This is a genomic window from Corynebacterium sp. CCUG 65737, assembly GCF_024454115.1.
In the GTDB taxonomy this organism is placed as follows: domain Bacteria; phylum Actinomycetota; class Actinomycetes; order Mycobacteriales; family Mycobacteriaceae; genus Corynebacterium; species Corynebacterium genitalium.
On sequence record NZ_JAGPZB010000014.1, the window covers coordinates 1 to 12089 of the forward strand.

The following is a 12089-nucleotide window of genomic DNA, read 5'->3' on the forward strand; positions in this document are numbered from 1 at the left end:
GCGACTGACCTGTCAACCATCAGGAATGCTGTCCCAGGCACGCCGTGTCAACTATGTCATGACTTCAGACACCGTCAGCCACCCCAACGCGAAAGGCCCTGTCCGCCCTTGAGAGGGAACGGACAGGGCCTTCTACTTTGGCCGCTTTGGTGGCTAAAAGTCCTCGCCTGCCTTGACGGATTGGCCCGGCTCAAGCTCGATGTTCCAGTAGCCCAGGCCGTCGTACGGGCTCAGCGTTTCGCCGCCGGTGTTAATGATTTCCACCGGGTCGCCGCGCTTGGTGTTTTGCAAAAACCACAGGGCATCGTCAGGGCGCGCGTTGATGCAGCCGTGCGACTGGTTGTGCTTACCCAGCGCCCAGATTGCCCACGGCGCGGAGTGAACGTAGATGCCCGAGTAGGACAGCTGCGTCGCGTAGTCAACCGGGGTGACGTAACCACCGTTTTCCAGGGCCAGGCCGTACGTGCGGGAATCCATGACCAAGTGGTCGTGCTGGTCGCCCACGACATAGGTGCCGTTCGGGGTATCAAATGCCCCGTCCTCACCGAGGGAGACCGGGAACGACTTGATCTCTTCGCCGTTCTTGAACACGGTCAGCGTCTTGCCGTAGTTGTTCACCACCGTGCGGAACTCATCGCCGACGGTGAAAGAGGTCTCTGTGTCCTCAGCGCCATAGATGCCGTCGCCCAAGTCGCGGCCGTAGAAATCTGCCTTGACGGTCACCTCGGTGCCGGGCTCCCAGTACTCCACCGGGCGCCAGCGCAGCTGGTTGGCGTCCAGCCAGATGAATCCACCCTCGGTGTCATTGGATGTTTCGACAGTGATCGCGTCCTCAACGGCCTGCTTGTCGCTAGGAGCGATGTCGAAGTAGAACGAGATCGCCTGGCCGACGCCAACCTCTTCGCCTTCCTGCGGGCTCAGGGAAGCGGTCGACTGCGCCGACGGAGTCACCGTCGAAAACGTCGCCGTCGAGGTCTTGCCGGATTCCGTGGTGGCTTCGACGGTGTACTCGCGGCTGTACCCCAGCGGCTCTGCCGTGGTCCACTCCGTCTTGTCGTCGTTGAGCTCGGCTTCAACCTCTTTGCCGTCTTCGTTGGTCATGGTGACCTTCTCAAGACCGGCGGGGGCGGTCACGGTGACTGGGACAACCGGTTCCACGTCCTCGGCACCGTCTTCGACAGAGATCTCTGCGGGGTCATCCTTGACCTCTTCCGTCGTCTCTGTCGCCTCTGAATTCTCCGCTGCGTTCCCATCCTGCTCGATGGTGCACGCCGCCAACGCCGAACCCGCGATGATCAATGCCACACCTGCGGCCGCCGCGCGCCTGACACGCGAACCCCAGCTCTTACTCATCCTCGAAACACACAACCCTTATTCAAGTCCCAAACAGGTGCCATACACGTGCAAGGCCCCGTCGCAACAACTACTCACAATATAGGTGGCCGACACACGAATTCCAGTTGCATCACGGGCCTTCCACCAACCTGCCACCAAGCTGATATTAACCGTGTACCGTCGCGTTATCGCACCGTTACCCTCTGTTCAACGGCCAGCGAAAACAGGGCTCCCTCACCCTTTCCACCACCTCCCCGCTTTTCGGCAGTGACCTGGCGATTTCACTCTGCGCAGACCTAACTGCTATATTTTCTCTTCGTTGCCGTAACGGCCAACGCGCCACTAGCTCAACTGGCAGAGCAGCTGACTCTTAATCAGCGGGTTCGGGGTTCGAGTCCCTGGTGGCGCACACTACGACAGGCTGGGAGTTGCTCCCGGCCTGTTTTTCTTTGCGCGCATTCCACACCCAGCCTTTTGTACCCTGGGGCCCGTGAATATCTCCGCAGTGACTGTGTTCGCGGGGGCGCGCGAGGGTGTGGACCCAACAATGACGTCCCTCGCGCACGCCTTCGGTACCGCGTTGACGCGCCACGGAATGACCCTGGTGTACGGCGGCGGCCGGCTGGGCATGATGGGCGCTCTCGCTCAGGGGGTCATTGATGCCGGCGGCGCCAGCGTGGGCGTCATGCCAGAGCACCTCGCCGCCCACGAGGTGGCGCACACAGGGTTGGGGGAACTGGTCATCGTGGATACGCTCGCGCAGCGCAAACGCATCATGAGTCAGCGGTGCGACGCGTTCGTCGCGCTCCCTGGTGGTGCGGGCACGCTCGACGAGCTTTTCGACGAATGGACCAACCAGCAACTCGGCCTGCACACCAAACCTATCGGCCTGCTCGGCGCCGATTTCTGGCGGCCGTTGACGGACATGATCGATCACATGGTGGCCCACGGGTTTGTGCGCCAGGAAGACCGCGACAGTCTCGTCGTGGCTGACGATCCGGATGAGCTCCTCGCCGCACTGATGCACTGGACACCCCAACCGCCCCGGTGGTGAGCACGGCGGTGAAAGCATCCGCGCACCGGCCACGCGGGCTAGGCTGGCACGCATGAACCACGCACTCGTTGTCGTTGACGTACAGAATGACTTTTGCCCCGGCGGCACCCTCGGCACCGCACGCGGTGATGAAGTGGCTGCCACCATCGCCGAACACATCGCCGCCGCCGATAACTACTCCCACATCGTCGCTACCCAGGACTGGCACATTGATCCGGGCAGCCACTTCTCCGAAGATCCGGACTTCGTCGACACATGGCCGGTCCACTGCGTCGCGGACTCCGAAGGCGCCGCACTGCGCGCGTCTATCGCAGACGTCCGCTTCGACGAGTACTTCCGCAAAGGCGAGTACGAGGCGGCGTACAGCGGCTTCGAGGGGGCGTCGGCAAGCGAGGGCGCGCTGCTCGCTGACTGGTTGAAAGCGCATGATGTCGCTGGCATCGATGTCGTCGGCATCGCCACCGACCACTGTGTGCGCGCCACCGTGCTCGACGGGCTGAAGGAAGGCTTCAACGTGCGCGTACTGCGCGAGATGTGCTCGCCTGTCGACGACGCACGCGGCGCCGCCGCCCTCGAGGAGATGCGCAGCGCCGGCGCCGAGCTGGCCTAAACCAGTCTAGAAACACGACCAGCGCACCCCGCAACGGATATTGCGCAGGGTGCGCTTGGGCGCGACGAAGGACTACTTGCGGTCTGCCAGCAGGCGCTGCAGGTCCTTGAGATCCTTCTTCTTCTTGCGCTTGTTGGACACGTTGATCACCACAATGGCGGCAATAGCGACACCGATGCCGGCGAGAACCTTCTGCGCCTTGTCGTCTTTCATCTTGTTCTGCACCTGAGCCTTCGCGTTGTTGGCCAGGTTTTCCGGGCGGGTGCGGTCAGCGATCTCGTCGATCGTCTGGGCCAGGTTGCCGCGGGTGCGCTCGATGTCGCGCTGAATGTCGTTAATGTCGCGTGCCACGTCATACTCCTTTGTGGATAAATTTCTCTCGCCACCACAGTACTGCATCCCAGCTACAGTGGCGGGCATGACTGAAAACACACGCTTGACCCCCGGCGATGAAGCGCCAAACTTCACCCTGACCAACGACAAGGGCACCACCGTCTCCTTAAGCGACTACGCAGGTCAACGCGTCATTGTCTACTTCTACCCGAAGGCGAACACCCCAGGCTGCACCACCGAGGCGTGCGATTTCTCCGAGAACTTGAGCCAGTTCAACGACGCTTCTGTCGCCGTTGTGGGCATCAGCCCTGACACCCCGGAGAAGCTGGCGAAGTTCCGCGCCGACCACGACCTGGGCTTCGAGCTGCTGTCCGACCCGGACAAGGAGGCAATGACCGCCTACGGCGCCTTCGGCGAGAAGAAGAACTACGGCAAGATCGTCCAAGGCGTCATCCGCTCCACCTTCCTGGTCGATGCCGACGGCACCATCGAATCCGCCCAGTACAACGTCAAAGCAACCGGCCACGTTGGCCGTTTGCTGCGCGATCTGGACCTCTAGCTTTCGCCGCGAACGGCGCGCCCTGTACACTGTGAACCGCTTCGCGCACCGGGCAACGGCTCATGCGCGAATAGGCGCCCGTGGCGGAATTGGCAGACGCGCTGGATTTAGGTTCCAGTGCCGTAAGGCGTGAGAGTTCAAGTCTCTCCGGGCGCACTACTCATTCCCGGCGCTTTTGGCGCACTTAGGCCGGTTGATAGACTTTTCACTGTGACCGAACCAGCGCCGGGCTCCTCTTCCAGCCCCGAAGAACAGCCGCAACGCGACCATGTGCGCGTGAAGGCGTGGCACGTGCTGCTGCTCATCGCCGCTGTGATCGTCTCGCTGATGCTGGCTAACTGGCAGTGGTCGCGCTACACCTCCGGCACCGGTTCGCTACAAAACCTCGGGTACGCGCTGCAGTGGCCCATGTTCGGCCTTTTCCTCATTTTCATTTACCGCGCAGGCATGCGGATGGAAAACGAGAAGATTGACGCGGAGAACTCCGGCGACCGCATGCAGGCGCTTTACGACGCTGATGCCGCCACCTTCGGCGACCCCTCCCCCAGCCCAAACCAAACCGACGCCGCGCCCGAGTCCCGCCGCACTGCCGACGAGGACCTCCTCGAGGACTTCCTGCCCTCGCGCCCGGAGCTCAACGTCGAGGAGTTCAACGCCCTGAACACGCCGCGACGCCGCCAGCACGACGCGTGACGCCCAGTACTACAAGGAGAAACCACACCCCATGACAACGCCCGAAAGCCAGCCCGCCCCGCAGCCGGGCCAGCCCCGTGTTCACCCCGAGCGCCAGCGCCGCGTGAAGACCGCACTGAATCTTTTCTCCGTCGCTGCGTGGGTCACCGGTGTCATGCTGCTGCTCCTGTGCGCCCGCATGATCATGGAGTACGGGCTGAACATGGATGTCAGCGCACTGAACTGGGTGGCGGTCGGCCACGGCTGGATGTACGCGCTGTTCCTTCTGGCCACACTCAACCTGGGCATGAAGGCACGGTGGTCGGTGCAGACATGGCTGGTGACCGCACTGGCCGGCGTGGTGCCGTTTCTCTCCTTCTTCGTAGAATACTGGCGCCGCAGGGAAGTCAAGGCGGAGTTCGATCTGGCGTAGTGCCAACGCTGGGCGGGCGCGTCCAGCCCCTAGAAAACGTGAAAGGACCGGTGTGAAAACCGGTCCTTTGTTGTTGCGCTAGTAGTCGGTGGGGCTATTCGCCGACCTTGGTCAGCACGAGAATGTCCTTGGCGTCGCCACCGTCCGGGGTCAGGGTGAGCGAGTTCTCGGTCTGCTCGGTCTTGTACTTCAGGTCCTTGCCGGTAATAACGTCGGCAAGCTTCAGGTCGTCGCCGTCGACCTCGCAGCGGGCGGTGTCGGACTCGTTAGTGTCCGGGTTGGTGACCATCCACTCACAGTCGCCGCCGTTGATCTTCAGAGTGACCTTGCCCGCTGCGACACCAGTCTCTGCGTCCTGGCCGGTGCCCTCCCAGGTGCCGTCCAAGGAGTTACCACAGGCAACGAGCAGACCTGCAGACATAACGGTTGCACCTGCGAGTGCGATTGCCTTCTTTGCTGACTGAACAGTCATTTTTGCGATTCCTCCAATGAGTTTGATTAGCATTTAATAATTCGACTCTACCAGCGCGGTGCTCCCTCACTCCGAGACGCAGCGGCCCGAGCCGATTGCTACCGTAGTGCCGCGATATGCGGGGCGAGCTCGCGCAGTGCTTTTCCGCGGTGGGAGCGGGCGTTCTTCTCCTCCGCACTGAGCTCAGCAGACGAGCGCCCGTCAGCATCAGCGGGCTGGAACAACGGGTCGTAACCGAAGCCGTTGGAGCCGCGAGGCGCGCGCAACAGCGCACCTTCCCAGCGCCCCTCAGCGGTGACCTCGGAACCGCCGGGCACGACGAGCGCGCAGCAGGACACGAACGCTGCACCGCGATGCTCGTCAGGAATGTCGCTGAGCTGTGCTAACAGCAATTCGTTGTTGGCAAGGTCGTCACCGTGGCCGCCCGACCACCGCGCAGAGAGAACACCAGGCATGCCGTTCAAGGCGTCGACGGCGATGCCGGAGTCATCCGCCACGCACGGCAGACCGGTAGCCGCTGCCCCGGCGCGGGCTTTGATGAGCGCATTTTCGGCGAATGTCAGCCCCGTCTCCGCAGGTTCAGGGTAGGCCTGCACGTCGCGCAAGGAAACGAGCTCGATCCCGTCGATGCCGAGCTCAGAGAGAACAGTTTCCAGTTCTCCGAGCTTCTTCGCGTTTCCGGAGGCGACGAGGACACGCACAGGATTGGGGGTTACCACCCGAGGGCCGCCTTTTGTGCGTCGATAAGCTCACGGCATCCCTTTTCCGCGGCGTCGAGCATCAAGCCGAGCTGCTCGCGGCCGAAGAGGCCGTGCTCACCGGTGCCCTGCACCTCGACGAAGTCACCGGAGTCAGTCATGACCACGTTGAGGTCGACCTCGGCGCGGGAGTCCTCTTCGTACGGCAGGTCGAGACAGACGCGGCCATCGACAATACCCACAGAGACCGCAGCAACAGGGGCGAGCAGCGGCTCGCCGGGGACGACTCCTTGCTCCTTGAGGTAACCGATCGCGTCCGCAAGCGCGACGTACGCGCCCGTGATCGAGGCCGTGCGAGTGCCGCCGTCAGCCTGCAGGACATCGCAGTCGAGCTGAATCGTGTTCTCCCCCAGCGCCGTGAGATCCACAGCGGCGCGCAGCGAGCGGCCCACCAGACGCGAGATTTCATGCGTGCGGCCCTTGACCTTGCCCTTCATCGACTCGCGCGGCATGCGGTCGTGGGTCGCAGCCGGCAGCATCGCGTACTCGGCGGTCAGCCAGCCTTCGCCAGAGTCCTTCTTGAAGCGCGGCACGCCCTCTTCGGCGGAGGCGGTGCACATCACGCGGGTGTTGCCGAACTCGACGAGCACGCTGCCCGCCGGGTTTGAGGTGAATCCGCGGGTGATGCGCACGGGGCGCATTTCGTCCAGAGCGCGGCCGTCGGCACGCAAGAAAGCTTCAGTCATGCCCACGAGCCTACAACTCGTAGACTGCCTTAGCCTCGCCGAGCACGATCTCGCCGTCGAACTCCGTGCGCGCAGCTTCCAGCGTGGCTTCCTTGTCCGACCACGGTTGGATGTGCACGAGCACAAGCTTGTCGACGCCTGCCTCACGCGCAATCACACCCGCTTCCTGCCCCGACATGTGCATGCCCTCAGGGGTGCCGTCACCCTTGTACGGGCCCCACGCGGCTTCGCAGAGGAAGAGGTTGGCGTTACGCGCGGCGTCGATAAGCGTGGGCGTGTAGCAAGAATCGCCGGAGAAGCAGATGACGTTGCCTGAATCGCGGTGCTCCACGCGCAGTGCGTGCGACTCAGCAGCCGGGTGGACAACAGGGAACGGGGTGACCGTCACCGAGTCGATGTCGACCGGCTTGCCGGATACCCATGCCTGAAAGTCGAACGTGTCGGACAAATCCGCGATGTCATCCGGCCCGTCGCCGCACATCCGGCCAATGTGTTCTGGGGTGTAGCTGGGCCCGCACAGCTTGTGGCGCTGCCTGGCAGGAGCCGTCGGGTGAAAGCGGCGCCACACGCACAGCGACGCGGTATCGGAGCAGTGATCCGCGTGCAGGTGGCTAAACAGCAGGTGCGCATCAGACGGGTCCGCGACTTCCTGCATGGCAGCCAGCGCACCGGGACCAAAATCCATGAGGATGCCCGGCTCGTTCGCCCCCGTCTCAATCAGGTAGGAAGAGCCTGGGTTGCCCGGCGCTGCCAAGGACCCCGTGCACCCGAGAACTGTCAGCTTCATAACTTTACTGTTACACAAACCTGAGGGAAAGGTTAAGCCAGAGAGCGGAAGATCACGCATGGTTTTCCTCTGAGACACCCGCCACAGACGCGCCTGCAGCTGGGCCGAGGAAGCGCGGGCCGAGGCGGTGGAAGGGTTCCGGATCACCGGTCGATTCGAAAGTGCGGACTGGCTCATGGTCAACATCGGCGAACATATCGCGCTCCGTGAGAATGCGCAGAACGTCCTTGGCGGTCTCTTCCGCAGAGGAGACGAGGGTGACATCATCGCCGATAGCCAACTGAATCACGCCAGATAGCAGCGGGTAATGGGTGCACCCAAGCACAAGCGTATCCACGCCCGCCGCCTGCAGCGGCTCCACATAGCCTTGGGCTACGCCGAGCACTTGACGGCCGTGAGTGATGCCGGCCTCCACAAACTCGACAAAAGCGGGACATGCCGCCGCCGTCGCTTCAATCCCGGGAGCCAGGGAAAACAGATCTTGGTACACACCAGAACGAATGGTGGCTTGGGTACCAATGACGCCGACTTTGCCGTTCCGTGTCGTCGCAACAGCGCGGCGGACGGCGGGTTTGATCACCTCGATGACGGGGACGCTATAGCGCTCGCGCGCGTCATGCAGGAAGGCGGCGGAAGCCGTGTTGCACGCAATGACGATCATCTTGCAGCCACGCTCCACGAGATTGTCCGCAATTGCCATAGCGTGGCCGCGCACCTCGGCGAGCGGCTTCGGGCCATAGGGCCCGTTCGCGCCGTCGCCGATGTAGATAACTGATTCCCCCGGCAGCTGGTCCATGACAGAACGTGCGACTGTCAGACCGCCGAAACCGGAATCAAAAATGCCGATGGGGGCGTTATTGCCCCCACCGACGTTGTCATCGCTGAAGCTGTCACCACTGTCAATCATAATTGGCCAGTCTAGTGACAGCCGCAGCCGAACTGCATTAAGCGGCGTCCAGGCCGGAGGATTCGCCGACCAGCGGGGAGTCCGCGACGACCGGGCGTGCCGACTCCGCCAGAGCAGCAGCCATCTTGGCCAGAGCGGAGGAGACGACCTCCATCTCGTAGTCCGACAGGTTGTCGAACATGATGCGGCGCATCTCGCCCACGTGGCCCGGGAGCCCTGCATCGACGGTCTTGGCGCCGGCCGGCGTCAGCGTAGCGAAGGTGGAGCGGCCGTCGTTCGGGTCCGGGGTACGGGAGACGAGGCCCTTCTTCTCCAGACGCGTGACAACGCGGGAGAGGTGAGACAGAGACATCATCGTTGCGTCAGCCAGCTCGGTCATGCGCAGAGACTTCTTCGGAGCCTTTGCCACGTTCAGGAGAGCCTGAAATTCGAAGTAGGTGACACCTGCATCACGCTTGAGCTGTGCGTCCAGAGTCGACGGCAGCTTCATGTGGCAGGCCCAAACGCGCGTCCAGGTCTCAGCCTCGTGCGCAGAAAGTCGTGTGTTCAAGTTCGCGTCCATGTTTCCCATAACGCTTAATATAATCTAAGACCTTAGAAGTTCATGTGCTGACACAGAAAATATTTCTTTTGCATGTACCGAAAACGCAGTGAACAGGTCTTTTGCTCAGAAAATTTTCTGAAAATCTGAATTTAATCTGATTTCCTTGTCCATAACCGAACAATGAATGCGCGACAAAGAAGCCTTTGCCCATGTAGTTCACAGGTTCAGCGCGCTTGCCTCCGCGCCTGTTTCTCAGCCTTCCGTGATTGCTTCTTGGCCTGCAGTTCCGGCGGATCGTCCGAGGTAATCAGCACACCAGCGGCGACACCGCCAAGGCCGCCGAACAGGTGGGCCTGCCAGCTAATGCCGTCCTGCATAGGCAAGACACCCCAAATAAATCCTGAGTACATCAGGCCCAGAACACCCGCCAGCGCAATCTGGCTGCCGGAACGGTTGAAGAATCCGCGTACAAGCAAGTAGCCCAACCAGCCGTACACGAGCATGGAGGCGCCGATGTGGTTTGTCCCCAACCCGCCGAGAATCCACGTGCCGATCCCGCCCACCAGCACCACGAAGGCCGTGACCTCCCAGAACACCCGGTGCCCGGAGTAGCCGATCAAAAACGCGAAAATCGCGCCGGGGATCGTGTTGGACATCAAGTGCTCGAAGTTCGCGTGCAGGATCGGCGATGAGAGAATGTGCGGCAGCGAGGAAGGGTCCAGCGGGTGAATGCCGAAGTACGTCAAGCGGCCGCCGAAGATGACCACATTGACTATGTGCACCGCCCAGATGAGCACCACATACCCAATGGCGTAGGTAAAGCCCGTTCGCGTTTGCTGGCCGCGGGAGCGGTACAGACTCCTTTGCTGGGAAGGCACAACGGGGCCGCCGCCGACGCCGGGAACACCGTTCTGACCGGGTTGACCACCGTAGGGGTTGAAACCGTGTGTAGGTCCCTGGCCAGGATGCGGGGAGGAATATGGATAGCTCATGGTGCGGCCAAGCTTAGGTGATCTCGCTCCACGCGGCGACACCATAACCAGGTTCAGCGGCAGCGACGCCACGGACGATTGCCGCTTCGACGCACCGAGCGGACGCGTCGCACAAGGCGTAGTAGAGGTCCGGGTCCGCGGCGGCGTCGGCTGCGGACCCCGTGTATGCCTCCGGTTCGGCGGTGGAGACGGCGAACAGGGTATCGCCGTCGAGAGGTGAGTGTGCGGGGCGCACGGCGCGAGCAATCCCGTCATGGCCGGTCATCGCGAGGCGCTCAAGCTTATCGACGCCCACCGGGCAGTCCGTCGCCACCACCCCGATCGTGGTATTCAGTTTCGGTTGGGGCCGCTCCAACGCGACAAAGGCGTCCAGGTCCACAGCGGGGCGGGCGAGGTCGCCGAAGAAGCGGCCAGTATCCGGGTCAATGACACTGCCGAGCGGATTGGCCACGACAGCGGCGGCAACGGTGAAATCGCCGACACGTGTTTGTGCGACGCCGAACCCGCCGCGGAGAACGCCGGCGGTCGCGCCACAGCCAGCACCGACTGAACCAACAGGCACGGCAGAGACCGCATCGCCGCTGTGGCCGTCGAGAGCCGCACGTACTGCGGCGGCACCGTCCTCGGGGCTGGGCCGGTGGTTCGGGTCGCCGATGATGAGGTCGAAGACGACGGCAGCGGGGACAATCGGCACCCGGGGGCCCGGGTTGCCTTCACCGAAAACTGCGAACCCGAGGCCGCGGGATTCCAGCTCACGCATCGCTCCATCGGCTGCGGCCAAACCGAACGCAGAACCCCCAGCCAGCACGATCGCGTTCACGCGCTCCACTGTGTTGTGAGGTTTGAGCAGGTCAGTTTCCCGGGTGCCGGGGCCGCCACCGCGCTGGTCGACGGCTGCCACCATGCCGGCGGCGGACGTGGAGACAAGCGCTGTCACTCCCGTGTCACCTAGCGATTGGTGGCCGAGGGCTAAACCGGGGAGGGAGAAACCGCAGCTAAGCTCCATGCGCTCATTCCCCCATGAGGGCCTGCAGCAGCGATTCCTGGCAGTACGCGAGCCACTCGACAAGGTTGTCGCGGTCCTGCTCAGCAGCCTCTGTCGGAGCGTCGGCGGCAGCGACGTAGAGGCGCATGTCGTTCAACGCGGCGATGACCTGTTGCGCCTCGTGCTCCTCGACACTCACCGCGACCCCGCCGGTCGGACCAAGCGCAGTGTTGATCACCTGCAAGTTCGCCAGCTTCGCCTTGATGATGTCTGTTTCGTGCAGGCTGCGCAGCAGAGCGTTGTCGCCGTCGAATTCTTCGTCCCCGGCGCGCTCAAAATCCGGCAGGAGGCGGGCGAGCGACGGGTCCGCCGGCGCCTCGGTGTGGCCGGAGGGCATATCCATCATCTCCGCGAGCTCATCCTTCGGCGCGGACTGCGCGCGTTGGATCAACGCCTCCGACACCGTGGCCGTGAGATCCCCAATGACCTCGCGCTCCATCGGCTCGAACACAGTGCTAAAGCGTGTGGCCCGCATCAGGCCTTTCTTCCGCCGCCACGGCTGCATGCCTTATCTCCTTTCCAAGCCCGGCCACATCACGCGGCCGGGCGGGAACTTTAACCAGCTTGCTGCATCGTGGCCCACAGACCCGCGGTGTGCAGCTTCTTCACGTCGCCCTCGACCTTGTCTTTCTCGCCGGAGGACACCACGGCTTTGCCTTCGGTGTGCACCTGCATCATCAGCTCCTGGGCGCGCTTACGGCCGTAACCCAGCACTGTCTGGAACACGTAGGTGACGTAGCTTTGCAGGTTCACCGGGTCATCCCACACAATGCACATCCACGGCAGGTTCTCCGCCGTGTCGACGTTGACCTCAATCTGCTCGTCGAGGTCAGGCGTGGCCATGGGGGATCCCATCCGGACACCGGGCCGAATCTCAGGGTTGACACCAGTCATGGCTTCAA

Annotated in this window: 17 protein-coding genes and 2 tRNA genes; 7 read left to right on the top strand and 12 right to left on the bottom strand. The window is 62.8% G+C overall.

The window, feature by feature from the left end; translation table 11 throughout:
- Window positions 1-153 precede the first annotated feature (153 nt).
- The gene (locus KBX17_RS09830; RefSeq protein ID WP_255998578.1) at window positions 154-1353 is read right to left on the bottom strand and encodes an Ig-like domain-containing protein; all 1200 of its coding nucleotides are present in this window, start codon (window positions 1351-1353) and stop codon (window positions 154-156) included.
- Window positions 1354-1671: 318 nt separating this feature from the next.
- Here KBX17_RS09830 and KBX17_RS09835 point away from each other — a divergent pair.
- From KBX17_RS09835 to KBX17_RS09845, 3 genes are all read left to right on the top strand, one after another.
- Window positions 1672-1744, top strand: a tRNA-Lys gene (locus KBX17_RS09835).
- A gap of 81 nt (window positions 1745-1825) precedes the next feature.
- The gene (locus KBX17_RS09840) at window positions 1826-2389 is read left to right on the top strand and encodes a TIGR00730 family Rossman fold protein (RefSeq protein WP_256019627.1); all 564 of its coding nucleotides are present in this window, start codon (window positions 1826-1828) and stop codon (window positions 2387-2389) included.
- Window positions 2390-2441: 52 nt separating this feature from the next.
- Window positions 2442-2999 (top strand): isochorismatase family protein, encoded by a 558-nt coding sequence (locus tag KBX17_RS09845; RefSeq protein WP_256019629.1) that lies wholly within the window; start codon window positions 2442-2444, stop codon window positions 2997-2999.
- A 72-nt stretch (window positions 3000-3071) separates the two neighbouring features.
- Here KBX17_RS09845 and KBX17_RS09850 read toward each other — a convergent pair whose 3' ends face one another.
- Entirely contained in the window at window positions 3072-3350 is a 279-nt protein-coding gene (locus KBX17_RS09850; RefSeq protein WP_256019630.1) for a DUF3618 domain-containing protein, read from the bottom strand.
- A 67-nt stretch (window positions 3351-3417) separates the two neighbouring features.
- On the opposite strand from KBX17_RS09850, the gene bcp reads away from it, so the two are divergent.
- The 4 genes from bcp (at window position 3418) to KBX17_RS09870 (ending at window position 4996) form a co-directional block, all read left to right on the top strand.
- Window positions 3418-3891, top strand: a complete 474-nt coding sequence (gene bcp, locus KBX17_RS09855; RefSeq protein ID WP_256019632.1) for a thioredoxin-dependent thiol peroxidase — start codon at window positions 3418-3420, stop codon at window positions 3889-3891.
- 74 nt (window positions 3892-3965) lie between these two features.
- Window positions 3966-4047, top strand: a tRNA-Leu gene (locus tag KBX17_RS09860).
- 54 nt (window positions 4048-4101) lie between these two features.
- Window positions 4102-4584 (top strand): hypothetical protein, encoded by a 483-nt coding sequence (locus KBX17_RS09865; protein ID WP_256019633.1) that lies wholly within the window; start codon window positions 4102-4104, stop codon window positions 4582-4584.
- A 31-nt stretch (window positions 4585-4615) separates the two neighbouring features.
- Complete coding sequence (locus KBX17_RS09870; protein ID WP_255998584.1) at window positions 4616-4996, top strand: DUF3817 domain-containing protein; 381 nt, start codon at window positions 4616-4618, stop codon at window positions 4994-4996.
- A gap of 94 nt (window positions 4997-5090) precedes the next feature.
- Here KBX17_RS09870 and KBX17_RS09875 read toward each other — a convergent pair whose 3' ends face one another.
- From KBX17_RS09875 to clpS, 10 genes are all read right to left on the bottom strand, one after another.
- Window positions 5091-5468 carry a hypothetical protein gene (locus tag KBX17_RS09875; RefSeq protein WP_050748790.1) on the bottom strand — a complete coding sequence of 126 codons (378 nt, stop codon included), beginning with the start codon at window positions 5466-5468 and terminating at the stop codon, window positions 5091-5093.
- Window positions 5469-5566: 98 nt separating this feature from the next.
- Window positions 5567-6169, bottom strand: coding sequence for an RdgB/HAM1 family non-canonical purine NTP pyrophosphatase (gene rdgB / locus KBX17_RS09880; RefSeq protein WP_256019676.1), 603 nt, complete (start codon window positions 6167-6169; stop codon window positions 5567-5569).
- An 11-nt stretch (window positions 6170-6180) separates the two neighbouring features.
- Entirely contained in the window at window positions 6181-6912 is a 732-nt protein-coding gene (rph, locus tag KBX17_RS09885; protein ID WP_040424232.1) for a ribonuclease PH, read from the bottom strand.
- A gap of 10 nt (window positions 6913-6922) precedes the next feature.
- On the bottom strand, window positions 6923-7699 hold the full coding sequence (locus KBX17_RS09890) for an MBL fold metallo-hydrolase (protein WP_256019635.1): 777 nt from the start codon (window positions 7697-7699) through the stop codon (window positions 6923-6925).
- Window positions 7700-7751: 52 nt separating this feature from the next.
- Window positions 7752-8606, bottom strand: coding sequence for a glutamate racemase (gene murI, locus KBX17_RS09895; protein WP_256019636.1), 855 nt, complete (start codon window positions 8604-8606; stop codon window positions 7752-7754).
- 37 nt (window positions 8607-8643) lie between these two features.
- A complete protein-coding gene (locus KBX17_RS09900) occupies window positions 8644-9177 on the bottom strand; it encodes a MarR family winged helix-turn-helix transcriptional regulator (RefSeq protein ID WP_005288940.1) in 534 nt (177 codons plus the stop codon).
- A gap of 197 nt (window positions 9178-9374) precedes the next feature.
- On the bottom strand, window positions 9375-10142 hold the full coding sequence (locus KBX17_RS09905) for a rhomboid family intramembrane serine protease (protein WP_256019638.1): 768 nt from the start codon (window positions 10140-10142) through the stop codon (window positions 9375-9377).
- A 13-nt stretch (window positions 10143-10155) separates the two neighbouring features.
- Window positions 10156-11148, bottom strand: coding sequence for a P1 family peptidase (locus tag KBX17_RS09910; protein WP_256019639.1), 993 nt, complete (start codon window positions 11146-11148; stop codon window positions 10156-10158).
- Between the two features lie 4 nt (window positions 11149-11152).
- On the bottom strand, window positions 11153-11692 hold the full coding sequence (locus tag KBX17_RS09915) for a DUF2017 domain-containing protein (protein WP_005288929.1): 540 nt from the start codon (window positions 11690-11692) through the stop codon (window positions 11153-11155).
- 50 nt (window positions 11693-11742) lie between these two features.
- Window positions 11743-12030 (bottom strand): ATP-dependent Clp protease adapter ClpS, encoded by a 288-nt coding sequence (gene clpS, locus KBX17_RS09920; protein ID WP_040423530.1) that lies wholly within the window; start codon window positions 12028-12030, stop codon window positions 11743-11745.
- Window positions 12031-12089: the final 59 nt, after the last annotated feature.